The sequence below is a fragment of the Dyella jejuensis genome (assembly GCF_044904675.1).
GTDB lineage: Bacteria > Pseudomonadota > Gammaproteobacteria > Xanthomonadales > Rhodanobacteraceae > Dyella_B > Dyella_B jejuensis.
On the sequence record NZ_JADIKJ010000001.1, the window covers coordinates 173,315 to 197,767 of the forward strand.

21 protein-coding genes are annotated in these 24,453 nt (G+C 62.1%); 11 read left to right on the forward strand and 10 right to left on the reverse strand.

Annotation, left to right across the window (positions count from 1 at the left end; genetic code table 11):
* Positions 1-3: 3 nt before the first annotated feature.
* From aroA to ISP15_RS00675, 4 genes are all read right to left on the reverse strand, one after another.
* Positions 4-1,311: a 3-phosphoshikimate 1-carboxyvinyltransferase gene (aroA, locus tag ISP15_RS00660; RefSeq protein WP_404543927.1), complete on the reverse strand. Its 1,308-nt coding sequence runs from the start codon at positions 1,309-1,311 to the stop codon at positions 4-6.
* The gene (gene pheA / locus ISP15_RS00665) at positions 1,308-2,396 is read right to left on the reverse strand and encodes a prephenate dehydratase (RefSeq protein WP_404543929.1); all 1,089 of its coding nucleotides are present in this window, start codon (positions 2,394-2,396) and stop codon (positions 1,308-1,310) included. The genes aroA and pheA overlap by 4 nt, the downstream gene beginning before the upstream one ends.
* A gap of 81 nt (positions 2,397-2,477) precedes the next feature.
* The gene (gene serC, locus ISP15_RS00670; RefSeq protein ID WP_404543931.1) at positions 2,478-3,563 is read right to left on the reverse strand and encodes a 3-phosphoserine/phosphohydroxythreonine transaminase; all 1,086 of its coding nucleotides are present in this window, start codon (positions 3,561-3,563) and stop codon (positions 2,478-2,480) included.
* 82 nt (positions 3,564-3,645) lie between these two features.
* Complete coding sequence (locus ISP15_RS00675) at positions 3,646-4,413, reverse strand: FHA domain-containing protein (RefSeq protein WP_404543934.1); 768 nt, start codon at positions 4,411-4,413, stop codon at positions 3,646-3,648.
* A gap of 100 nt (positions 4,414-4,513) precedes the next feature.
* On the opposite strand from ISP15_RS00675, the gene ISP15_RS00680 reads away from it, so the two are divergent.
* Together ISP15_RS00680 and infA are read left to right on the forward strand one after the other, a co-directional pair.
* Positions 4,514-4,789: a polyhydroxyalkanoic acid system family protein gene (locus ISP15_RS00680; protein WP_404543936.1), complete on the forward strand. Its 276-nt coding sequence runs from the start codon at positions 4,514-4,516 to the stop codon at positions 4,787-4,789.
* A gap of 149 nt (positions 4,790-4,938) precedes the next feature.
* A complete protein-coding gene (gene infA, locus ISP15_RS00685; RefSeq protein WP_115476254.1) occupies positions 4,939-5,157 on the forward strand; it encodes a translation initiation factor IF-1 in 219 nt (72 codons plus the stop codon).
* 88 nt (positions 5,158-5,245) lie between these two features.
* Here the strand turns inward: infA and clpA are convergent, their stop codons facing one another.
* Together clpA and clpS are read right to left on the reverse strand one after the other, a co-directional pair.
* A complete protein-coding gene (gene clpA, locus ISP15_RS00690; RefSeq protein WP_404543938.1) occupies positions 5,246-7,516 on the reverse strand; it encodes an ATP-dependent Clp protease ATP-binding subunit ClpA in 2,271 nt (756 codons plus the stop codon).
* 119 nt (positions 7,517-7,635) lie between these two features.
* On the reverse strand, positions 7,636-7,962 hold the full coding sequence (gene clpS, locus ISP15_RS00695; protein ID WP_404543940.1) for an ATP-dependent Clp protease adapter ClpS: 327 nt from the start codon (positions 7,960-7,962) through the stop codon (positions 7,636-7,638).
* 127 nt (positions 7,963-8,089) lie between these two features.
* Between clpS and ISP15_RS00700 the strand changes: the two genes are divergently transcribed.
* From ISP15_RS00700 to hflD, 3 genes are read left to right on the forward strand one after another with little or no spacing between them, the layout of a single operon-like run.
* On the forward strand, positions 8,090-8,578 hold the full coding sequence (locus tag ISP15_RS00700) for an NUDIX hydrolase (protein ID WP_404543943.1): 489 nt from the start codon (positions 8,090-8,092) through the stop codon (positions 8,576-8,578).
* Entirely contained in the window at positions 8,575-9,696 is a 1,122-nt protein-coding gene (gene mnmA, locus ISP15_RS00705) for a tRNA 2-thiouridine(34) synthase MnmA (RefSeq protein ID WP_404543945.1), read from the forward strand. Before ISP15_RS00700 ends, mnmA begins: the two co-directional genes overlap by 4 nt.
* Positions 9,697-9,720: 24 nt before the next feature.
* Positions 9,721-10,344, forward strand: coding sequence for a high frequency lysogenization protein HflD (hflD, locus tag ISP15_RS00710; protein ID WP_404544355.1), 624 nt, complete (start codon positions 9,721-9,723; stop codon positions 10,342-10,344).
* 5 nt (positions 10,345-10,349) lie between these two features.
* Here the strand turns inward: hflD and ISP15_RS00715 are convergent, their stop codons facing one another.
* Both ISP15_RS00715 and acnB read right to left on the reverse strand, forming a co-directional pair.
* Entirely contained in the window at positions 10,350-11,249 is a 900-nt protein-coding gene (locus ISP15_RS00715; RefSeq protein ID WP_404543947.1) for a LysR family transcriptional regulator, read from the reverse strand.
* Between the two features lie 164 nt (positions 11,250-11,413).
* A complete protein-coding gene (gene acnB, locus ISP15_RS00720; RefSeq protein WP_404543949.1) occupies positions 11,414-14,005 on the reverse strand; it encodes a bifunctional aconitate hydratase 2/2-methylisocitrate dehydratase in 2,592 nt (863 codons plus the stop codon).
* A gap of 395 nt (positions 14,006-14,400) precedes the next feature.
* Between acnB and acnA the strand changes: the two genes are divergently transcribed.
* Positions 14,401-17,139 carry an aconitate hydratase AcnA gene (gene acnA, locus ISP15_RS00725; RefSeq protein ID WP_404543952.1) on the forward strand — a complete coding sequence of 913 codons (2,739 nt, stop codon included), beginning with the start codon at positions 14,401-14,403 and terminating at the stop codon, positions 17,137-17,139.
* Between the two features lie 153 nt (positions 17,140-17,292).
* Here the strand turns inward: acnA and ISP15_RS00730 are convergent, their stop codons facing one another.
* Positions 17,293-17,736 carry a hypothetical protein gene (locus tag ISP15_RS00730; protein ID WP_404543954.1) on the reverse strand — a complete coding sequence of 148 codons (444 nt, stop codon included), beginning with the start codon at positions 17,734-17,736 and terminating at the stop codon, positions 17,293-17,295.
* 126 nt (positions 17,737-17,862) lie between these two features.
* Here ISP15_RS00730 and ISP15_RS00735 point away from each other — a divergent pair, with 126 nt between their 5' ends.
* The gene (locus ISP15_RS00735) at positions 17,863-19,551 is read left to right on the forward strand and encodes a long-chain-fatty-acid--CoA ligase (RefSeq protein WP_404543956.1); all 1,689 of its coding nucleotides are present in this window, start codon (positions 17,863-17,865) and stop codon (positions 19,549-19,551) included.
* 38 nt (positions 19,552-19,589) lie between these two features.
* On the opposite strand, the gene ISP15_RS00740 is transcribed toward ISP15_RS00735, so the two are convergent.
* Positions 19,590-19,967 (reverse strand): PilZ domain-containing protein, encoded by a 378-nt coding sequence (locus ISP15_RS00740; RefSeq protein WP_404543958.1) that lies wholly within the window; start codon positions 19,965-19,967, stop codon positions 19,590-19,592.
* A 711-nt stretch (positions 19,968-20,678) separates the two neighbouring features.
* Between ISP15_RS00740 and ISP15_RS00745 the strand changes: the two genes are divergently transcribed.
* The 4 genes from ISP15_RS00745 to arsC are packed head-to-tail and all read left to right on the forward strand — an operon-like array spanning position 20,679 to position 24,357.
* A complete protein-coding gene (locus ISP15_RS00745; protein WP_404543961.1) occupies positions 20,679-21,608 on the forward strand; it encodes a segregation and condensation protein A in 930 nt (309 codons plus the stop codon).
* Positions 21,609-21,665: 57 nt separating this feature from the next.
* Positions 21,666-22,613, forward strand: a complete 948-nt coding sequence (scpB, locus tag ISP15_RS00750) for an SMC-Scp complex subunit ScpB (protein WP_404543964.1) — start codon at positions 21,666-21,668, stop codon at positions 22,611-22,613.
* Positions 22,610-23,992, forward strand: coding sequence for a pseudouridine synthase (locus ISP15_RS00755; RefSeq protein WP_404543967.1), 1,383 nt, complete (start codon positions 22,610-22,612; stop codon positions 23,990-23,992). Before scpB ends, ISP15_RS00755 begins: the two co-directional genes overlap by 4 nt.
* Before the next feature lie 20 nt (positions 23,993-24,012).
* On the forward strand, positions 24,013-24,357 hold the full coding sequence (gene arsC / locus ISP15_RS00760; protein WP_404543969.1) for an arsenate reductase (glutaredoxin): 345 nt from the start codon (positions 24,013-24,015) through the stop codon (positions 24,355-24,357).
* Positions 24,358-24,453: the final 96 nt, after the last annotated feature.

The following is a 24,453-nucleotide window of genomic DNA, read 5'->3' on the forward strand; positions in this document are numbered from 1 at the left end:
GGATCAACGCAACGCGAATCCGCACCCGTTGGCCAGGTCGAGGAAACCCGGGAAGGAAGTAGCCACATTGGCGCAATCGCGAATGGTCACCGCACCCTGCGCAACCAAGCCCGCCACGGCAAAGCTCATCGCAATGCGATGGTCGCCATGGCTGTCCACGCCGCCCGCGGCGATCGCCCCACCATCGATGATCGCGCCATCCGGCGTTTCCTCGATGCGAACGCCTAGCGCGCGCATGCCCGCCGCCATGGTGGCGATGCGGTCCGACTCCTTGACCCGCAGCTCTGCCGCACCTCGCACCACTGTGCGGCCCCTCGCCATCGCCGCCGCGATAAACAGCGCGGGAAACTCGTCGATCATGTCGGGCACCAGCGTTTCGGGCAATTCAATGCCGTGCAGCGGCGCGTGACGCACCACCAGGTCGCCCACCGCTTCGCCACCACTTTCACCGCGTTTCTCGATGCGGATATCGGCGCCCATCAATTGCAGCGCCTCCAGCAGGCCGGTGCGCCGTGGATTCAGGCCCACGGCCGGCAAGCGCAGCATCGAACCGGGCACGATGCTGGCCGCAACCAGGAAAAAGGCCGCCGAGGAAAAATCTGCCGGTACGGCTACGTCCGTGGCCCGGAGGCGGTGGCCGCCGTCGAGCTTCGCGAAGCCGGGCGAGAAGACGATGGGCCAACCGAAAGCCGCCAGCATGCGCTCGGTGTAGTCGCGGGTGGGATGCGGCTCGATCACTTCCGTACTGCCTTGCGCATACAAGCCAGCCAGCAATAGGGCGGATTTTACTTGTGCGCTGGCAACCGGTAGCTCGTAACGGATGCCATGCAAGGCACGTCCGCCGTGTACGTGCAACGGTGGCAAGCCGTCCTGGCTGTCGATCCGCGCGCCCATGTCAGCAAGCGGACCGGTCACGCGCCGCATGGGGCGCCTGGATAGGGAATCGTCGCCGACCAGGATGCTATCGAAGGCCTGCCCCGCCAGCAGGCCGGTGAGCAGGCGCATGCCCGTACCGGCATTGCCGCAATCGAGCGGCTTGTCCGAACCGCGCAGGCCATGCAGGCCCACGCCACGAACGATGCGCTCGCCTGCCGAAGGCGCTTCGATCGACACGCCCAGCTGAGCCAGTACGGCGGCCGTGGCGCGCGTGTCTTCGCCTTCCAGGAAGCCGCGGATATGCGAGGTGCCTTCGGCAATGGCCGACAGCATCATCGAGCGATGCGAAACCGATTTATCGCCGGGCACCACGACATCGCCGTGCAGGGAAGCGATGGGCTGGCTGACCCAATCCAGGCGCTGTGCGCCGCTCACGGCAGCGCTACCGGATACGACCCGAGCACACGCACTTGCGTCGCGACCGGCCCCATATCTTTAAGGGCGGCCTGCAAGGGCGCGTCATCGATGTGGCCGGACACGTCGATGAAAAAGGCGTACTGCCATTTGCCGGTGTGCGCCGGACGTGACTCGATGCGATTCATGCTTACGTCATGCTTGGCAAATGGGCTCAACACATCGTAGAGCGCGCCCGGCTTGTCGTTGACGGTGATCAGCAGCGAGGTGCGGTCGTTGCCGGACGGCGGAAACAGCGAACGCCCGATCACCAGGAAGCGGGTCGTGTTGTCGGCGCGATCCTCGATCGCGTGGGCGACGGTTTTAAGACCATATACCTTGCCGGCGATGGCGCCAGCGATGGCGGCCGCATCATCCGCGTGGCGAGCCAGGCGCGCGCCTTCGGCATTGCTGTGCACGGCGATGCATTCGGCCTCGGGAAGGTTCACGCGCAGCCAGGTCTTGCATTGCTGCAACGATTGGGCATGCCCGTAGACGCGCTTGATGCCATCCAGCGCTTCTCGCTGCGAGAGCAGGCATTGGTGCACGCGCAATTCCACTTCCCCGCAAATGCGGGCTTCGGACGTGAGAAACAGGTCCAGCGTGATCTGGATCATGCCCTGCCCGGAGTTTTCCACCGGCACCACGCCGAAATCGGCATGCCCGGCGGCGACCTCCTGGAACACTTCCTCGATGCTGCCCAGCGGCAGGCCATAGGCGGCATGGCCGAAATGTTTGCGCACCGCCTGTTCGCTGAAGGTACCTTCCGGGCCGAGATAGCCGACCTTGAGCGGGTCTTCCTGGGCAAGACACGAGGACATGATTTCGCGAAACAGCCGCACCATTTCCGTGTCGGAAAGCGGGCCCTGGTTGCGGTCGACCACCATGCGCAATACATGCGCCTCGCGTTCGGGACGGTAATAGTCGATCGCCGAAAGCCCCTCGCCTTTCACGCGGGCCACTTCGCGGGCCCAGTTGGCGCGTTCGGAGATCAACTCCTGGATCTGCCGGTCGATGCTGTCGATGCGCTCCCGCACTTGCGTCAGCGATGACTTGGGGTCGTTCATGCCATGGATGTCCAAGCGTAAAGAAGTCCGAATATACATAGTGCCCGAAACGGGCTGGATTGTCCGTACCCGCCAGCGACCTCAGCCATGCCGGCGGGCAAAATCCCGCATGAAGCCAACCAGGGCCTGCACGGCTTGGAGCGGCACGGCGTTATAGAGCGAAGCACGCATGCCGCCCAGGGCCTTGTGGCCTTTGAGCGCAAGCAGTCCGGCCGCTTCCGATTCCTGCAGGAAGCTCGCATCGAGCGCGCTGTCGTGCAGGGTGAACGGCACATTCATGCGCGAGCGCACGGCCGGATCGATCGGGTTGCGATAGAAGCCGCCAGAGCCGTCGATGGCCGAGTACAGCAGACTCGCCTTTTCTCGATTGCGTTCGGCCATCGCCGCCAAGCCGCCGCCTTCCTTCAGCCACTGGAAGGTAAGGCCTGCCAAGTACCAACCCCACGTGTTGGGCGTGTTGAGCATCGAGTCACTGGCGGCGTGTTCGGCATACCGGAAAATCCGCGCCATCGGCCTTCCCGGCCGCTGCAACAGATCGCGACGGATAATGATGAGCACCAGCCCCGATGGGCCGATGTTCTTCTGCGCGCCCGCGTAGATCAGTCCAAAACGACGGACATCGATCGGTCCGGAAAGAATATCGGAAGACATGTCCGCGACCAGCGGCACGTCGCCGACCTCGGGAACATCCTGAAACTGCACGCCGTGGATGGTTTCGTTGGTCGCCATATGGACATAGGACGCGGCGGATGCGAGGTTCCAGGTCGCGCGCGCCGGCATGCGCAGATAGCCATCCGCCTTGCTGGTCGCGGCCACGTTCACACGGACATAGGGCGCGGCTTCGCTCGCGGCCTTTTCGCTCCAGTGACCGGTGACGATGTAGTCAGCACTATCACCCTCGCCCGCCAGGTTCATGGGAATTTGCGCGAAATGCTGGGTGGCGCCGCCTTGCTCGAACAGTACGGCGTAATCGTCGGGAATATCCAGCAATTCGCGCAGGTCGGCTTCAACTTGCGCGGCCATGGCCATGAAGCGCTTGCCGCGATGGGATTGCTCCATCACCGATGCGCCGCTGCCGTTCCAATCCAGCAGCTCGCGCTGCGCGCGCTCAAGTACCGGCAGCGGCAGCGCCGCCGGCCCCGCACTGAAATTCCATACCCTGCTCACGCAATGATTCCCGTCATGGATGATCGAGGCATTATGCCGCGACGCAGCAACATGCCGTCAACGGGAACCGCCAGCGCGGAATTCAGGAATGCAGCAGCAAGAGCAACGCGATGCCCAGCGCGAGTACCGCCGCCGTGGCGATCAGCCACCAGACTTCACCACGCGGACCGGCTACGTCTTCCGGCAGGGGCTCCGGCGGTGGCGGCATGGTGAATTCAGGCTCGGGTTCGAGACCAGGGGCATCGACGATGAAACGGTGCATGCCCACGCCGATCTGATCGCCAGGCAACAGCGTGGCCTGACGTAGGGCAGTTCCGTTTATACGCACCGGATAACGCGACTCGATCACTTGGCCGGCTTCCAGGCACAACTGGCCGTCACGCCAGAAAATCGCCACGCTGGTGGTCTCGCCCTGCGGGAGGTCCAGCGGCAGGCGTCCTTGCGGTCCCAGCTCCAGGCGATCCACCAGCGGCAACACCTGGCCCGATAACGGCCCGGCAACGGCGCGCAGCGCGACCGTACACTGTTCCTGCTCCGCCAAGGCAGGCAACGCGCGCCCGGCCGGCATCTGGTCGGCGCACAACAGCATGCGGCAGTCGCCCACACTGATTACGTCACCGGCCCGCAAGATCGCGCGCTCACGTACCGGCCGCGCATTGACATAAATGCGATTGGCCTCCGGCAGCACTTCCAGCACCCAGCCGCGACGGTCCAGATGGATGCGCAGATGATGGGGCGCAGCTTGGCCGGCCGCGAGGATCAGGTCGTTGTCGGGCTCGCTGCCAATGCGCAATTGCGCCTGGCTCCAATGGAAGACCGCCCTGGTGGAATGAGGAAACTCAATGCGCATGAAATGACCAACGGCGTGACGGCGCGACTCTATCAGATGCGTAGGAACTATCGGCGAAAACACGCTTTATGATGGGCGGTCCATTGCCACGAGTTCCGCCATGCCCAGCATCGACATCCGCCGGCCGCACCGCCTTTCGCCCGCCGGGGCGCGCGAGGTCATTGACAAAGTGGCCGCCCGCATGCGGGAAAAATTCGAGGTCAAGACCCGGTGGGAGGACGAAACACTGGTCTTCGAGCGGTCTGGCATCAGCGGCAGCATCGTGATTGCTGGCGATGAAATCCATGTGAGCGCCCAGCTCGGCATGCTGTTCGCTCCGCTCAAGGGCATGATCGAGCAGGAAATCCGGCGCAAGCTGGACGAGCATTTCAGCTGAACTCCCAAGCGCCTGTTACGCCTCGCTACGCTCGCTCTGCGGCGATCAAGCCGTGCGGGCGCAAATCCGGGCCTTATTTGCCCGCCCCCCGATCCGTGGCATAATCGATGGCTTACGCAGCCATGGTGGCTTGCGCGAACCCGGAACGCATGGCCAAAGACGACGTCATTGAAATGGAAGGCACGGTGGTGGAAACCCTGCCTAACACCATGTTTCGTGTGCAGCTGGAAAACGGCCACATAGTCATCGCCCATATTTCGGGTCGCATGCGCAAGCATTACATCCGCATCCTTACGGGTGACAAGGTCAAGGTGGAAATGACGCCTTACGACCTGACCAAGGGCCGCATTACCTATCGCATGAAATAAAGCACGAAACATTGGCAGGCGCTCGGCGTCGGCCAACGAAAAGCCGCGCATTCGCGCGGCTTTTTTATTTCCCAGGCAAAAGCCGGTTTCAGGATACGGTGGCCGGCACCGGCTCGGCCGCCTCGGTATTCACCTGCAGCTCGCCGTCGCGCACGCTCAGCATTACCTTGCCGCCATCGGCCAGCTTGCCGAACAACAACTCGTCGGCCAGCACCCGCTTGACCTTCTCCTGGATCACGCGAGCCATCGGGCGAGCGCCCATCTGCGGATCGAAGCCGTGTTCGGCCAGCCAGCGGCGGGCATCGGCATCGACATCCAGGCCGACATGTTTCTCGCTGAGCTGCGATTCCAGCTCGATCAGGAACTTGTCGACCACGCGCAGGATGTGATCGAAGTCCAGTGCGTTGAACTGGATGATCGCATCGAGGCGGTTGCGGAACTCCGGGGTAAAGGAGCGGCGAATCACTTCCATCGCATCCATCGCATGGTTCTGCTTCACAAAACCAATGCCGCGACGCGATGCCTGTTGCGCACCCGCATTGGTGGTCATCACGACGACCACATTCTTGAAGTTAGCCTCGCGACCGTTGGTATCGGTGAGCACGCCGCGATCCATCACCTGCAGCAGGATATTGAATACGTCCGGATGCGCCTTCTCGATTTCATCCAATAGCAGCACGGCGTGCGGGTGCTTGGTCACCGCTTCGGTAAGCAAGCCGCCTTGGTCAAACCCGACATAGCCCGGAGGGGCACCGACCAGGCGCGACACGGAATGCGCCTCCATGTATTCGGACATGTCGAAGCGGATCATCTCGATGCCCAGTTGCATCGCCAGTTGCTTGGTGACCTCGGTCTTGCCCACGCCGGTAGGGCCGGCAAGCAGGAAGCAGCCGATGGGCTTGGAAGGATCGGCCAGACCGGAACGCGCCATCTTGATGGACGCGGCCAGTGCCTCGATCGCAGGATCCTGGCCGAATACCACCATCTTGAGATTACGCTCCAGGTTCTTCAGCACGTCACGATCGGAAGCAGACACCTGCTTGGCCGGAATGCGGGCCATCTTGGCCACGATGTATTCCACCTCGGTAACGTCGACTTTGCCCGAGCGCTGCTCTACCGGCAGCAGGCGCTGACGGGCGCCAGCTTCGTCAATCACGTCGATGGCCTTGTCGGGCAGCAGGCGGTCCGGAATATGCTTCACCGAAAGATCCACCGCCGCCTTGAGGGCTTCCACCGTGTAGGACACGTTGTGATGCTCCTCGAAGCGCGACTTCAGGCCCTTGAGAATCTCGAAGCTTTCGACCACGCTGGGCTCGATCACGTCGATCTTCTGGAAGCGACGGGCCAGAGCGCGGTCCTTTTCGAAAATGCCGCGGAATTCCTGGAACGTGGTGGAACCGATACAGCGCAGCTCGCCCGAGGCAAGCATCGGTTTGATCAGGTTGCTCGCGTCCATGGTCCCGCCAGAGGCGGATCCCGCGCCAATGATGGTATGAATTTCGTCGATGAAGAGCACCGCCCCGGGCTGCTTCTTCAACTGGCCGATGACCGCCTTCAGGCGTTTTTCGAAATCGCCGCGATACTTGGTGCCGGCCACCAGCGCGCCCAGGTCAAGCGCCCAGATGGTGGCGTTTTCCAGTACCTCGGGCACTTCGCCGTCGACGATGCGCTTGGCCAGGCCTTCGGCAAGCGCCGTCTTGCCTACGCCTGCTTCACCCACATAAAGCGGATTGTTCTTGCGGCGACGGCACAGTACCTGGATGGTGCGCTCGATTTCGTCCTGGCGGCCGATCAGCGGATCGATCTTGCCTTCGAGCGCCAGTTCATTGAGGTTGGAAGCGTATTCGCTGAGCGGATTGCCTTTGCCCTCGCCGGCTTCTTCGGCATCCCGCTCACCGCCAGGCAGGCCGCTGGCCGGCTCGTCGCCAATCTTGGCGATGCCATGCGAAATGTAGTTGACCACGTCGAGGCGGGTTATCTCCTGCTGATGCAGGAAATACACGGCATGCGAATCTTTTTCGCCGAAGATGGCCACCAGCACGTTCGCGCCGGTGACTTCCTTGCGACCCGAAGACTGCACGTGGTAGACCGCGCGCTGCAGCACGCGCTGGAAGCCCAGCGTAGGCTGGGTATCGCGCTCGTCGCCGTGCGGCAGTACCGGCACAGTCTCGGCGATGATTTTTTCCAGCTCGTGGGTCAGTCGCGGAAGGTCCGCGCCGCAGGCGCGCAAGGCACCCAGCGCCGACTGGTTTTCAGTGAGCGCGAGCAGGAGGTGCTCCACAGTCATGAACTCGTGGCGCTGCTCGCGGGCCTGCTTGTAGCACTGGCCGATGGTGACTTCGAGATCCTTGCTGAACATCCGGACCTACTCCACTGCGATGTTGGCGGTCGTACCGCGATAGATGCAAGATGGGGGCCAAAAAGAGCCGGATCAATATCTCAACATATCGCCTGTGATGCTGAAATCTTGAATGGACTTCAAACCTTTTCCATCGTGCACAACAGAGGATGCTGGTTGGCGCGTGAATATTCGTTCACCTGGGTGACCTTGGTTTCCGCCACTTCGCGGGTGAACACCCCGCACACACCCCTACCACGGGTATGTACGTGCAACATGATCTGTACGGCCTTTTCCTGGTCCATGCCAAAGAAACTGCGCAACACCTCGACCACGAAATCCATCGGTGTGAAATCGTCGTTCAGCAGCAGTACCTGAAACAAAGGCGGACGAGCCACCTCGGGCTTGGATACTTCGACGGTCAGCCCATGACCGCCGCGGTGTTCTTGTTCGGATTCGTTCGCCATCGGTTCGGGATCGTGCCTGTTCGGTTGCAGTATACGCCCAGGCACATTGTGCTCCTCGGCGGGTACGCTTGAGGTAATGGCACAATAACGCTATTTCCAGTGCCCCCCAAGGCTCCTTGGCCAGCAAATGACCGAACCTGATCGTTCCATTACCGACGTGTGGCGTCCGCACGTTACCGTTGCTTGCGTGGTGGCCGATGGCGACCGCTATCTCATGGTTGAAGAGGAGGTCAATGGCCGTATCGCCTACAACCAGCCTGCCGGCCACCTGGATGATTTCGAAAGCCTGCAACACGCGGCCGTGCGCGAAACACGTGAAGAAACCGGCTGGACCGTGGCACTGACCCATCTTATCGGCGTGCACCAGTGGCGCAGCCATGAGCACGGCCACATGGTGGTGCGTTTCAGCTTTGCCGCCACCGCCCTGAGCCACGATCCCCGGCAACCCTTGGATGCGGGCGTGCGCCGGGCCCTGTGGATGACACGCCAGGAGATCGCAAACCTGGGCGAGAGCCTGCGCAGCCCGATGATCCTGATGAGCATCGACGACTGGCTCGGGGGCCAGCGCCTGCCCTTGTCGGTAGTCACCAGCCTGACTGGTGGTACGGCGCCATGAGGGTCATGCTGGGTGTCTCCGGCGGAGTGGATTCATCGGTCGCCGCGCTGTTGCTGCAACAGGCCGGGCATGAAGTGCAAGGTCTGTTCATGCAGAACTGGGAGGAAGACAACCGCAGCGGCCCATGCACCACCGATACGGATCGCAAGGATGCGGTGGCGGTATGTGGCCGGCTCGGCATTCCGTTCCATGCACGTAATTTCGCTGCCGAATATTGGGACGGCGTGTTCGAGCACTTCCTGGCCGAATATCGCGCCGGGCGCACGCCCAATCCGGACGTGCTCTGCAATCGCGAGATCAAGTTCAAGACCTTCCTGGATGAAGCCCGAGCCCTGGGCGCGGAAAAGATCGCGACTGGCCATTACGCGCGAGTGGATTGCCAGGAGGGTCGCTTTCGCCTGCTGCGCGCCGTCGATGCAGGCAAGGACCAGACCTATTTCCTGCACGCGCTGGGTCAGCGACAGTTGGCGGCCACCCTGTTCCCGGTCGGCGAGATCGAAAAATCGCGAGTGCGCGAATTGGCGCGCGAGGCTGCCCTGCCAACCCACGCGAAAAAAGATTCCACCGGCATCTGTTTTATAGGCGAGCGCGATTTCCGTCAGTTTTTGACCCAGTACATCCCGGCCCGTCCTGGCGAGATGCGTAGTCCAGATGGTCGCCTGATCGGCGAGCACCAGGGGGTGATGTATTACACCCTGGGCCAGCGCAACGGCCTGGGTATCGGTGGCCGGCAGCATGCGGGCGGCGAACCGTGGTATGTGGTTGGCAAGGATGTCGCCAGGAATGTGCTCTATGTCGCCCAAGGCGGCGAGAATGCATGGCTACATTCCCACCGGCTCGTCGCCGAATCGCCGACCTGGATCGCCGGCACTCCACCGGCGGCGGAATTCCGTTGCACGGCCAAGACCCGCTATCGCCAGCAGGACCAGGCTTGTGTGGTGTCCGTCGATGCCGCGCAGGTAGAAGTTCGTTTCGAAACACCGCAGCGTGCCGTAACCCCGGGCCAGTCGGTAGTGTTCTATGCCGGCGAGGCATGCCTCGGCGGCGCGGTGATTTCGGCTACGGACGCTGCCTACGGCGGACTTGCAGATGCATCCATGGATCAAGCAAAAGAGTGACACAGCGTGTTTAAAGCTTTCGCCATCAACGAAGAACGTGTATTAGCCCTCGCCGGCCTGTTCCAGGCTTGCACCCTGGCACACCAGCTCGCCAACGAAGGCCGCTGCGACGATCTCGCGCTCGACGCCAGCCTGTCCAGCGTGTTCCGTATCGACGCGCCATCGGTGATCGGCGTATTCGGCAATGTATCCGGCGTGCGCGTGGGCTTGCGCACGCTGATCGGGCAACTGGACGAAAGCAGCCGCGACATGGCGGTAACACGCATGGCCGTAACCGTGATGCGGCTGGAGCGCAGCCTGGCACGCCGCAGGGACCTGCTGGACCCATTGCAGCAGGGCATCGTCTCGTCCAAGCGCCAGGTCGAACATTTCGGCTTGAATTCGCCGCAGGTGTTCAGCCGGCTCGCCGAGCTTTATGCCGGTACCCTGTCGACGCTGCGCCCGCGCGTCATGGTGACCGGCAATCCGCAGTGGCTACAGCAGCCGGCCATGGTGGAACGGGTGCGCGCCAGCCTGCTCGCGGCGGTGCGCTCGGCAGTATTGTGGCGGCAGGTCGGCGGCCGGCAATGGCAATTACTGCTGCATCGGCGCCAGTGCACCATGCTGGCGCGCGGACTGCTCACCGGCACCACGCTGGATAACCGCTGAGCAGCTCATGCGGTTTCAGTCAATTGGAGTCCCGGGCGTTGCCTGGCAAGCTTGCGCAGCAGATCGGCAAAAGCCTGCAGATCGGCATGCCACGGCGACGCCTCGCGCCAGTACAGCGCAATCTCCCGGCCAGGCGCCTGGCCCTTGATCTTCGCCAATACGATATCCGGCATGGAGGCCAGGCGGTCATGGGCCAACGCCGGTACCAAGGCATGGCCGCCACGCAGCGTGACCAGTGCCGCGAGACTTTCCAGGCTTACATCCTGTATGTAGCCCTCGCCATCGGCATGGCTTTCGGCCATGAGAATGGCCTCGTCGGTCTTGAGTTGGTCCAGCGAGATGGCACGCTTGCCGGATAACGGATGATCCGCGCGCAACAAGACTTCCCACGGCTCGAAAAACAAGGACCGCATGGCGATGCCGCTCGGTGGCGATGCCGGCGGCGCCAGCACGGCATCCAGCTCGCCTTCGTGCAGGCGGCGCAGCAATCCACGTGGCTTGCCTTCCGACAGGCTCAGGCGCGCACCAGGAAAATGCTGCGGAAAGGGTTCGATCAGGTGCGGTAGCAAATAGGGGCCCAGGGTCGCCAGCACGCCCAGCCGAAGATCGCCGCCGAATGCCTTGTCACCGGCGCGTGTCGCCTGTTGCAGATGCTCGGCTGCCAACAGCACCGTATCGATCTGCTCCAGCAGGCGCTGCCCGCCCGCCGTGGGAACGACGCGCCGGCCACCTCGCTCGAACAGCGGCGTACCGAGTGCCTGCTCCACCTTCTGCACCTGGTGTGACAGCCCGGAAGGGCTGATGTGCATGGCCCTGGCTGCACTATTGAAGCTTCCATGTCGGTGCACGGCCTGAACCAGGATCAGGTCGCGCAATGACACTGACGAGAGTTGAGTGGAGATCATCGCGCAAGCATAAACGACAGCGCGCGTGCCAGCTCTCCTCGAGGGAGAGCTGGCACGCGGAGCAAGCTTGCGGCAAACGCCAGGGTCGAAGCACCGTTTCGATAAAGGCGAGAACAGGCCAGGCCTCGCCTCGATCCTCTCTCCGGGAGGAGAGGCATAGTTACTTATGCTTCGACGGTGTCCGCCATTTCCTTGAAATCGGCAATCTGGTCGAAGTTCATGTAGCGATAGATCTTGTCACCGTTGGCGTTGATCACGCCGATGTCGGCCATGTACTCCTGTTTGGTCGGAATACGGCCAAGACGCGAGCAGATGGCCGCCAGTTCGGCCGAACCCAAATACACGTTGGAATTCTTGCCCAGACGGTTGGGGAAGTTGCGGGTGGAGGTGGAGAACACGGTGGCGCCCTCGCGCACCTGCGCCTGGTTGCCCATGCACAGCGAGCAACCGGGCATTTCCATGCGCGCGCCAGCCGTGCCGAGTACGCCGTAATGGCCTTCCTCGGTCAGCTGCTTCTGGTCCATCTTGGTCGGCGGCGCCACCCACAGCTTGGTCGGGATATCGCGCTTGCCTTCCAGCAGTTTCGAAGCGGCACGGAAGTGGCCGATGTTGGTCATGCACGAACCGATGAAGACTTCGTCGATAGCCGCGCCGGCCACGTCGGACAGCGTCTTCACGTCGTCCGGATCGTTCGGGCAGGCGACGATCGGCTCATGCACGTCGGCCAGGTCGATCTCGATCACGGCCGCGTATTCGGCGTCCGCATCGCGTTCCAGCAGCTGGGGGTTGGCGAGCCATGCTTCCATGGCCTTGATACGGCGCTGCAGGCTGCGTGCGTCCTGGTAACCCTGGGCGATCATGTACTTCAGCAAGGTGATGTTCGAGTTCAAGTACTCGATGATCGGCTCCTTGTTGAGATGCACGGTGCAGCCGGCGGCCGAACGCTCCGCGGAGGCATCGGAGAGTTCGAACGCCTGCTCTACCTTCAGGTTAGGCAAGCCCTCGATTTCCAGGATGCGGCCGGAGAAGATGTTCTTCTTGCCCTGCTTGGCCACGGTGAGCAGGTCCTGCTTGATGGCATACAGCGGAATCGCGTTGACCAGGTCGCGTAGCGTCACGCCCGGCTGCAATTCGCCCTTGAAGCGCACCAGAACCGATTCGGGCATATCCAGCGGCATCACGCCGGTGGCGGCAGCGAACGCCACCAGGCCGGAACCGGCCGGGAAGGAGATGCCGATCGGGAAGCGGGTATGACTATCGCCACCGGTGCCGACCGTATCGGGCAGCAGCATGCGGTTGAGCCAGGAGTGGATCACGCCATCGCCCGGACGCAAGGCGATGCCACCGCGCGTGGAAATGAACCCCGGCAGTTCGTGGTGGGTCTTTACGTCTACCGGCTTGGGATAGGCGGCGGTGTGGCAGAACGACTGCATCACCAGGTCGGCTGAAAAGCCCAGGCACGCCAGGTCCTTCAGTTCGTCACGGGTCATCGGGCCGGTGGTGTCCTGCGAACCCACCGAGGTCATCTTCGGCTCGCAGTAAGTGCCCGGGCGCACGCCTTTGCCTTCCGGCAGACCGCAGGCGCGACCGACCATCTTCTGCGCCAGCGTGTAACCCTTGCCGCTATCGGCCGGATTCTGCGGCAGGCGGAACAGGTTCGACGGCGGCAGTCCGAGTGCTTCGCGTGCCTTGGCGGTGAGGCCGCGGCCGATGATCAGCGGAATGCGGCCGCCGGCGCGCACTTCGTCGAACAGCACGTCGGACTTCACCTGGAACTCGGCGATCACCTGGCCGTTCTTCAATGCCCTGCCTTCGTAGGGACGCAGCTCGACCACGTCGCCCATGTCCATCTGCGATACATCCAGCTCGATCGGCAGCGCGCCGGCATCTTCCATCGTGTTGTAGAAGATCGGGGCGATCTTGGAACCGAGGCATACGCCGCCGAAGCGCTTGTTGGGGATGAACGGAATATCCTCGCCGGTCCACCACAGCACCGAATTGGTGGCGGATTTGCGGCTGGAGCCGGTACCGACCACATCGCCGACATAAGCCACCAGGTGGCCCTGGTTCTTGAGGTCGAGGATCTGCTGGATCGGACCGCGCTTGCCATCCTCTTCCGGCTGGAATGGCGCGCCGTCGCGCTGGTTTTTCAGCATCGCCAGCGCGTGCAGCGGAATGTCCGGTCGCGTGGTGGCATCGGGCGCCGGCGACAGGTCGTCGGTATTGGTTTCGCCCGGCACCTTGAACACCGTGACGGTGAGACTCTCGGGCACCTGCGGACGGCTGGTGAACCATTCCGCGTCGGCCCAGCTCTGCAGCACCGATTTGGCATTCGCGTTGCCCTTGTCCGCCTTTTCCTTTACATCGTGGAAGGCGTCGAACATGAGCAGCGTCTTCTTCAACGCTTCAGCCGCAATGCCGCCTACTTGCGCGTCGTCGAGCAGTTCGATCAACGGCTGGATGTTGTAGCCGCCGAGCATGGTGCCCAGCAGCTCGGTGGCCTTTTCGCGACTGACCAGCGCACAGCGCTCGGTGCCAAATGCTACGGCCGCCAGATAAGACGCCTTGACCTTGGCCGCATCATCCACGCCAGCCGGCACGCGGTTAGTGATCAAGTCGACAAGAAACGCTGCTTCACCCGCAGGCGGATTCTTCAGCAGTTCGATCAGGTCGGCGGTCTGCTGGGCCGACAGCGGCAGCGGGGGAATTCCCAGCGCGGCGCGCTCGGCGGCATGTTGGCGATAGGCGTTGAGCATGTGATCTCGTCCTGTGGCTGGCAAAAAGGAAGTGCTTCCGCCAGTTGCGGATGCCCTCCCAGGTGATTCGATTCGGCACGGCCGCTGCCTGGGCCTGGGAGGCGGGAAAACCCTGCTCCTGTGCCGCTTTCGGGCTCTGCTCCAGCCGCGTATTTTGCCAGTCGCCACGCAATCACCGCAATCGGAGACGGCGTTTCCGGCAGCGTTCGAAATCTTGCAATCGCCTCGTGCTGAAATGGCTCGAAAGCCGCTTGCACGCCTGGCGATTTGCCCCAAACTCCGCCGCATTCCCCAACGCAAGGCGCTTCTTGCAATTCCCCTAACGTTCGCTGCACTAGCATCCGATGGCTGCGCCACGCGCATCCGACCGACTTCAAGCAACAGGAGCTACGCCCATGCTGGATTCATTCGCCACCCGCGACACCCTCGATGTCAACGGCAGCTCGTACCAGATCGCCAGCCTCACCAAGCTCGGCCAGCGCTTCGACCTCAAGCACCTGCCCTATTCGATGAAGATCCTGCTGGAAAACCTGTTGCGCCACGAGGACGGGGTCAACGTTACCAAGAAGGAAATCGAAGCGGTCGCCACCTGGGATCCCAAGGCCGAGCCGGATACCGAGATTTCCTTCATGCCCGCGCGCGTGGTGCTGCAGGATTTCACCGGCGTGCCGTGCGTGGTCGACCTGGCCGCGATGCGCGATGCGGTAGTGAAACTGGGCGGCGACGCCAAGCAGATCAATCCGCTGGCGCCAGCCGAACTGGTTATCGACCATTCGGTGCAAGTGGACGTCTACGGTTCCGCATCGGCGCTCGAAAAGAATGTCGAGATTGAATTCGAACGCAACCAGGAACGCTATTCCTTCCTGCGCTGGGGACAGAAAGCCTTCAATAACTTCAAGGTAGTGCCGCCACGCACCGGCATCGTGCACCAGGTGAACCTGGAACATCTCGCCCGCGTGGTATTTGCCGGCGAAAAAGAGGGTGCGCAGTGGTTGTATCCGGATACCGTGTTCGGCACCGACTCGCACACCACCATGATCAACGGGATTGGCGTGCTGGGCTGGGGCGTGGGCGGTATCGAGGCGGAAGCGGCGATGCTGGGACAGCCATCCTCGATGCTGATTCCGCAGGTAGTGGGCTTCAAGCTCATCGGCAAGCTGTCCGAAGGCGTCACCGCCACCGACCTGGTGCTTACTGTTACCCAGGTGCTGCGCAAGCTCGGCGTAGTGGGCAAGTTCGTCGAATTCTTCGGCGATGGCCTCAAGCACCTGCCGTTGGCCGATCGCGCCACCATCGGCAACATGGCGCCGGAATATGGTGCGACCTGCGGCATTTTCCCGATCGACCAGGAGGCACTCAATTACCTGCATCTTTCCGGCCGCAGCGATGAGCAGATCAAGCTGGTCGAAGCCTATGCAAAGGCACAGGGCCTGTGGCACGACGAACATACGCAGCATGCGCATTTCACCTCTACGCTGGAACTCGATCTTGCCGACGTGAGGCCATCGTTGGCCGGCCCCAAGCGTCCGCAGGACCGGGTACTGCTGCAAGACGTGAAAAAGAGTTTTCATGACAGCCTGGGCGCGCTCACCGTCAACCGCAAGAACGGCAGCGAAGCACGTTTCGCCAGTGAAGGCGGCGGCACTGCCGTGGGCCATGACACCAGCACGCTGGGCAAGGGCCAGCATGTGTCGATGCATGGCGAGAACTTTCATTTGCAGGACGGCGCGGTGGTCATCGCCGCGATCACATCGTGCACCAACACCTCCAATCCGGCGGTGATGCTGGGCGCGGGCCTGCTTGCCAGGAAAGCAGCGGCGAAAGGACTGAAGGCCAAACCATGGGTGAAAACCTCCATCGGCCCCGGCTCGCTGGTGGTCACCGACTACCTCGAAAAGACCGGTCTGCTGAAGGAATTGGAAAAGCTCGGTTTCTACATTGTCGGCTACGGCTGCACCACCTGCATCGGCAATTCCGGTCCGTTGCCGCAGGAAATCAGCAAAGCGATCAGCGACGGCGACCTCGCCGTGGCCTCCGTGCTGTCCGGCAATCGCAACTTCGAAGGTCGCGTGCATCCCGAAGTGAAAATGAATTACCTCGCTTCCCCGCCGCTGGTGGTGGCCTATGCCCTGGCCGGCTCGCTGGACGTCGACCTTGCCAAGGATCCGATCGGCACCGGCAGCGACGGCAAACCGGTGTACCTGAAGGATATCTGGCCGAGCAACCAGGAAATCTCCGATGTGATTGCCGGTGCCATCAGCCCGGCCATGTTCGAGAAAAACTACGCCGATGTGTTCAAGGGGGACAGCCGCTGGAACCACATCGCTTCGCCGGACGGTTCGGTCTATGCGTGGAGCGATTCCACCTACATCAAGAATCCGCCCTACTTCGACGGCATGACCATGGAGACGGGCAAGATCGAGGATATCCATGGCGCCCGCGCCCTGGGCGTCTTCGGCGACTCGATCACCACCGACCATATCTCGCCAGCCGGTTCGATCAAGAAGGACAGTCCCGCCGGGCGTTTCCTGGTTTCCAAGGGCGTGGAACCGAAGGATTTCAATTCCTACGGCTCACGCCGCGGCAATGACGACGTGATGGTGCGTGGCACTTTCGCCAACATCCGTATCAAGAACCTGATGCTGGATGGCGTGGAAGGCGGCTATACGCTGTACGTGCCGGGCGGCGAACAGATGGCCATTTACGATGCGGCCATGAAGTACAAGGCGGACAAGACGCCGCTGATCGTGCTCGCCGGCAAGGAATACGGCACCGGCTCCTCGCGCGACTGGGCGGCCAAGGGCACTTTGCTGCTCGGAGTGAAGGCGGTGATTGCCGAAAGCTTCGAGCGCATCCATCGCTCCAATCTGGTCGGCATGGGCGTGCTGCCATTGCAGTTCAAGGATGGCGAGAACGCGCAGTCGCTAGGCCTCACCGGCAAGGAAACCTTCGAAATCGTCGGCCTCAAGGACGGCGAATCGAAGGAAGCCAAGGTGATTGCCAAGAGCGACAAGGGCGAGAAGACTTTCACGGTAAAAGTGCTGCTGCTGACGCCCAAGGAACGCGAGTTCTTCCGCCACGGCGGCATCCTGCAATACGTGCTGCGCCAGTTGGCCAGGAAGAAAGCGGCCTGACGCTCTCTCGATACCGCCGCAAGTAAGCGCCGCCGCCGTGCGGCGCTTACTTCCGCAGTGCGCGGCGCCCTGGCAACCGCCAGGCCTGCGCCAAACACCGCCGCCTGACAGCCGCGGCGCCAACGCGGGCTACGCCAACAGTGCGAACAGACCTCAGAACTGCCGCACCCAGGTCGCCTCATAACATCGCCAATCGCGCCCCTCCCGGCGCCAGGCTGTTTCTACCTTGTACACGTCCCATTGCGCAGGCAGCCATGTGCCGCCACGGGCCAAGGTGACGGTGAAGTCCGCCACATACCGTTCGCCGCGCGGCAGGACGTCTATCGTTCCAACTGCCGCATGCAAGGTTTCGCCGCGCAATTTGGCCACCCGCAACAAATTGCCGAGGTCTTCGCGACTCATTACGCCATGGTTGCCGTCAAAATCCGAGGTGAGCGGGTCCACCACTGCCGATGCATCGCCCTTTGCGGTGGCTTGCACGGCCATCTCGATAGCCTGCCGGATCTGCGCTTCGTCCGGCGCGCGGCGGCATCCGGTGGCGCCAAGCAACAGCACCAGCAGGCAAAAAAATCCAGCTCGTCGCACCTTCTTTGGCATACCTGGACCTCGCTGCAACGCGGCTTGCCGCTATACGCTGGCGTATGCTCCAATGCCTCGCCCGCATGATGCCCGATACATGTCATCGCCACCATCGGCATTCACTACTGGAGCTTGGGATCGAACATGAGCAATCTGCATCCGTGGCTGAGTCATTATCCGGATGGCGTACCCGCAGAGATCGACATCAACCAGTACACGTCGGTGGTCGCCGTGCTGGAAGAGGCATTTGAACGCTATCGCCAGCGCATCGCTTTTTCCAATTTTGGCCAGAGCCTGAGTTATGGCGACATCGATACGCTGAGCGGCAAATTCGCCGCCTATCTCACCGGGGAGCTCAAGCTTTCCAAGGGCGATCGCATCGCGATCATGCTGCCCAATGTGTTGCAGTATCCCATCGCCCTGTTCGGGGCCCTGCGCGCCGGCTTGGTGGTGGTCAATACCAACCCGATGTACACCGCGCGCGAACTCAAGCATCAATTGGTCGATGCCGATGCGCAGGCCATCGTGGTGCTCGACAATTTCGCGTCGACCCTGCAGCAGGTGGTCGCCGAGACAAGTGTCAAACACATCATCACCACCGGCATCGGCGACCTGCTGGGCGCCAAGGGCGCGTTGATCAATTTCGCGCTCAAGCATGTCAAGAAGATGGTGCCGCCCTATCAATTGCCGCACGCGGTACGTTTCAAGAGCGCACTTGCCGCAGGCACGAACTACGCGCTGCCGAAGCCAACAGTTACACATGGCGATATCGCGTTCCTGCAATACACCGGCGGCACCACCGGGGTGGCCAAAGGTGCCATGCTCACGCATGCCAACATGATCGCAAATATGTTGCAGGCCGGCGCCTGGTTCGGTGCAAAGATCAAGCCGGGCGAGGAAACCATCATTACGGCCTTGCCGCTGTATCATATCTTCGCGCTAACTTGTAATTGCTTCATCTTCCTGCGCTTTGGCGGCCGTAGCATCCTGATCACCAATCCACGCGATATGGCGGGTTTCGTGAAGGAGCTTGGCAAAATCCGTTTTACCGCGATCACTGGCGTCAACACCTTGTTCAATGGCCTGTTGAACACGCCGGGTTTCGACCAGGTCGATTTTTCCAGCTTGCGCATGAGCTTCGGTGGCGGCATGGCCGTGCAGCGCGCGGTAGCGGAGAAGTGGGAGAAAGTCACCGGCTGTGCGCTGATCGAAGGTTATGGCATGACCGAAAGCTCGCCGGTCGCAACCATCAATCCGCTGGTGGACGGCGCGCATTTCAGCGGTTCGATCGGCCTGCCCATTCCTTCCACGGCCATCAGCATCCAGGACGAGGACGGCAGGCAGCTCGGCATCGGCGAAGTCGGGGAAATCTGTATCCAGGGTCCGCAGGTCATGAAGGGCTATTGGAATCAGCCGGGCGAAACCGACAAGGTGCTCAGCAGCGATGGCTGGCTGCGTACCGGCGATATCGGCCGCATGGACGATGCAGGCTTTGTCTATATCGTCGACCGCAAGAAGGACATGATCCTGGTGTCCGGCTTCAACGTGTATCCCAACGAGATCGAGGACACGGTGATGAAACATCCGGGCGTCGCCGAAGTGGCGGCGGTCGGCGTGCCCGACGAACATTCCGGCGAGGTGGTCAAGCTGTTCGTGGTTCGCAAGGATCCGAACCTTACGGTGGAACAACTCAAAGAGTTCTGCCGGGAAAACCTCACCGGCTACAAACGGCCGAAGGTCATCGAATTCCGCGATGCACTACCCAAGAGCAATGTGGGCAAGATCCTGCGCCGTGAACTGCGGGACGAGAAGAAGCAAGCGGTTGCCGGCTGAAGAGAAAGATGAAACAGGGCGGCCTTGCTCCGCGCTTCTTACGGCCCGCCGTCGTGCCACATTTCCAGGATGTCGGCATAGCCACCCAGCAGGTTCCACAGCGGCACCTGCTTGTCTTCTGGGATGTGCGTATAGGCGAAGCCGATGTGCCGTTCCGAGACACGCGCCACTTTGGCTTCGAGGTGGATGTGCAGGTCCTGGCCAAAGATCATGTCCAATATCCAGCTTTCGCCGGCCTGGCCGCCCCATTCACGCGGACGGCGCAGCAGCACGCCGGTGGCGGAGATGTCGATCAGGTCGGTGGGGTAGGATTCGTTGCCATGGCTCATCAAGACCGTGGTCTTGATGCGCATGCGCGCAGGACGCAGATGCTCCTTGTCGGAACCGTCCGTGGCGTTGTCACCCATTGTCGTCATGCTTCTTAACTCCCTGCCCGCGCACCACGGCCTCACACCCGGATTGGCCTACGCAGCGAAACCCGCGCCCCATCGCCTTCCTCGGTACTAGCCGCCGGTATTGGCCCCGATATCCGCGTATGATGAAGCAAGCCGCATGCCACGGCCACCGCAACGTTTCATTCGTCGATCACGCCTGTTTTCAGCGATACCCGCGTCGACGGCAGACGCAGCGGGTCACATGCTGCCCCGGCACGCAATGGCGCGCATCGCCGCGTCCTGCCACCCTCTACGGCAGTTGAAGCACTCGCTGGACATGCCGCAGGACTGCAGCTAATCTGTAACCCGCGTGTGGAGCCATGCACGGATGGCCACCGGGAGCCCCGGTTGGAATGGCTTTCACCCGATGTACTCAGCCGACCTTACGAATCGCGGGCGACGCCAGCGGCGTCACGCATGGTTTCTGCCTGATCGTTTCCAGCACTACCCGACCCGGCATCCAGCGACCGCCTACCTGACCGAACCACGCCGCGTGGCTTCATCAGGTCCAGCAATCGCGGGAAAACCGCACGCCCGGCTGGGCATCGAGCAGATTGGCTTCATGGGAATGCCTGATTAATCGTGAGGCCTTCCGGGCATGAACCATTCTCCGGTCACGTAATGGGAGAAAGGTTCTGATCGTCAACAGAATGAACCGCCAGCTGATGCCGAGCGGTCCAACGATATGCATTGATGAGCACTGAGCCAACCGAGTCTCAGCCTATACAAGCAGCGCAAGATGCGTTCGCCGGGGTGCCCCAGCAGCAGGAAATGCCGCTGGCCATCGTGCGCGGCGAACCGATCCTGCAAATGCCGCAGGATTTGTACATCCCGCCGGATGCGCTGGAAGTCATCCTTGAGGCATTCGAGGGGCCGCTGGATCTGCTGCTGTATCTGATCCGTCGACAGAATCTCGACATTCTCGATATTCCGATTGCCGAAATTACCCGGCAATACATGGAATACATCGACATGATGCGCGATGTGATGCGCCTGGAGCTGGCCGCGGAGTACCTGCTCATGGCAGCCATCCTCGGCGAGATCAAGTCGCGGCTGTTGCTGCCACGTCCTCCCACGGAAGAGGGGCTGGAAGAGGATCCACGGGCTGAACTGGTCCGGCGCCTGCAGGAATACGAACGCTTCAAGAAGGCTGCCGAGGATATCGACGCCCTGCCCCGGCTGGAACGCGATACGGTCACCGTGCAGGCCGACGTGGGCGAACGCAACGTGATCAAGTTGCCGCCTCCGCTGGATCTGAAGGAAATGCTGCTGGCGCTCAAGGATGTGCTGCATCGGGCCGAACTATTCGGGCACCATGCGATCAAGCGCGAAGCGCTGAGTGTGCGCCAGCGCATGGGTGAATTGCTGAGCCGCCTTGACGGCGATCAGTTCCACCGTTTCGAAAGCCTGTTCGATGCCACCGAAGGCCGCCTTGGCGTCGTCGTTACCTTCCTGGCTATGCTGGAGCTGGCCAAGGAGTTCCTGATCAACATCGTGCAGGAAGAACCGCTGGCACCAATCTATGTGAAGGCCAATGCCAGTTCGGCGGAGGAAGAAGCAGAACTGGCGGCCGACGACGATGCATTCGAAGAAGAGCAACACGCCGCGTCCGGCGGCGAATAACCGGTCATCCGCAGCCGCAAGGCGCGCAACCTGTCATGGACACCTGATCCTAAGGCTATGCAGATCGAGCAACTCAAATCGATTATCGAGGCCGCGCTGCTGGCCGCCAGCCAACCGCTGAGCGTGACGCAACTGGGCGAGCTGTTTGCCGAGGAAGACGAAGTCGACCGGGCGCAGGTCGCCATGGCACTGGAAGCGCTGGCCGAGGATTGTGGCGGACGAGGCGTGGAACTGAAGGAAGTGGGTTCGGGCTTTCGCTATCAGGTTCGCCAGGAGGTACATCCCTGGGTATCGCGCATGTGGAGCGAGAAACCCAGCCGCTACTCGCGCGCGTTGCTGGAGACCCTGGCGCTGATCGCCTACCGGCAGCCGATCACACGTCCGGAAATCGAACAGATCCGTGGCGTGGTGGTGTCGTCCAACATCATCAAGACGCTGGAAGAACGTGAATGGATCCGGGTAGTCGGCCATCGTGACGTCCCGGGCAAGCCGGCCTTGTTCGGCACTACGCGGGGCTTCCTCGATTACTTCAATCTCAAATCGCTGGACGAGCTGCCGCCGCTCTCCGATATCCGCGATATGGAAGACCCGCAACTGCGCCTGGACGATGAGCCATTCCCGCCGCGCGTCATCCGTGATCTGCCGATCGATCCGGATGCCGAAGACGTCGAAAGCGAAGGCGATACCGCTACCGGCGAGATACACGCAGGCGTGGAGCAAGAAAGCGAACCGCACACGGACGATGCGCAGGCTGACGCCACCACGACGCGCGATCACGAAGAATCCGGCAACGAACAGCCTGCCGATGACGACGCAGCCGACCACGACCGCCAGCAGCAACCGCTCCAGGCCGACGATTCTGCCGCGCATCATCACGATCAAGATGACTGCGCCGATGCGGATGTCGTCACCCAAACCCATCCTTCCACTGCCGACGAGGCAGCGGACCATGCGGATGCCGATGAAGGCTCCGCCGAGCAAGACACCGAGGAGTACCGCGCATGAATGCGCCGCAAAAATCCGTATTGAGTCTCAAGCGCGCCACGTCGCCTGAAAACGTTCCCCCGATCGAAGAGCGCCTGCATAAGGTGCTCGCCAACGCCGGCCTCGGCTCGCGCCGCATGCTGGAGCAGCGCATCCAGGGCGGCGAAGTTGAAGTCAACGGCACCGCTGCCAGCATTGGCGCCAGCGTCCGCGCCGGTGATCGCATAACGATCGATAGCAAACAATTCGTCGTCGCCACCGATAACCGTGACGACGCCGAGGTGCTGGTCTATCACAAGCCCGAAGGCGTGGTGACCACGCGCGAAGACCCCGAAGGCCGCCCCACCGTGTTCGAGCAGCTGCCACGCCTGAAAGGCGCGCGCTGGGTCGCGGTAGGCCGCCTGGACATCAACACCACCGGGCTGTTGCTGCTCACCACCGACGGCGAACTTGCCAACGCACTGATGCATCCGCGTAGCGGGCTGGAGCGCGAATACCTTTGCCGCGTGCATGGCGAAGTACCCGATGAAGTGATCGAAAAGCTCAAGGCAGGCGTGGAACTGGAAGACGGCCCTGCCCGCTTCGACGAGATCGCCATCATCAGCCGGGGTGGCAGCCATAGCTGGTTCCGCGTGGTGATCCGCGAAGGTCGCAACCGCGAAGTGCGCCGGCTGTGGGACTCCCAGGGGTTCTTGGTCAGCCGCCTCAAGCGCATCCGCTATGGCGGCATCGAACTGCCGCGCATGCTGCGCCGTGGAGATTGCGAAACGCTGGGCGAGGAGTCCGTCAAGGAACTGCGCAAAGCGGCCGGGCTCGGCGCCCCGCAACCGGTGCTCACCCTCAGTCCGGTACTGCACCAGCGCCGCGCGCCGCGCAACGTCACCGAATATCGGCCGGAAAAAGGCGCCGGGGCAGCATGGAGCAGCGGTTATCACGACGAAGCCCGCGAACTGCGCGCATTCGATCGTATCCGCGAAGAGCCCGCACGCGGCAAGCAGCAACGCCGCCGACCCAATCCGAATCGCGAAGTGAACGGCAACGTCGCCCGCCCGGAACGGCCACAGAAAAACGCTGGCCACAAGAAGAAGCGCGGCATCGGCCCGGGCCAGGAATTGCCGCCGGCACGCACCTGGTTCGCTGGCGAAAGCCGTGAAGGCGGTCGCACCGGCGCCAGCAGCGGCGCGAATGCCTATGGCAATCGTCGCGGTGGCGGTGGCGGCGGCAATGCGGCTCCCTACAGCGGCTTCAACGCCGGCGGCAATGCTGGTGCCAATGCCGGTCGCAGCAATCGGGGCAATCGTCCGGGCCAGGGCCAGGGCGGCAGGCCGCAGGGCCGTGGCAACCGACCGCCCGGTGGCGGCCGGCCCGGTGGCGGCGGTAACCGTTCCGGCAATCGCTGAGCATGCGGCCGGCGCCGCCGATGATCCGCATCTATCACAACAGCCGCTGCTCGAAATCGCGCAGCGCGTTGAGCTTGCTTGAGCAACACGGCGTACCCTTTGAGGTCATCCATTATCTGGATACGCCGCCCAGCGCAGCCGAGTTGAAAACTTTGCTGCGGCAACTCGACATGCCAGCGCGCCAGCTGCTTCGTCGTGGCGAAGTTACCTATCAAGAGCTTGGTCTGGATGATGTTTCGCTAACCGAGGACGCATTGATCGCCGCGATGGCAAAGCATCCGCAATTAATCGAGCGCCCTATCGTCGTCGCCAACAACAAAGCAGTTATCGGCCGCCCGCCGGAAGCAGTGCTCACTGTTCTCTAGAGACCGGATGGCAGTGGCATCGAAGATCAGCATCGTGCCTGGCACCAGTCCTGCGGTATAAAAAAAAGCCGCCCGAGAAGGGCGGCCTGTTTTTTC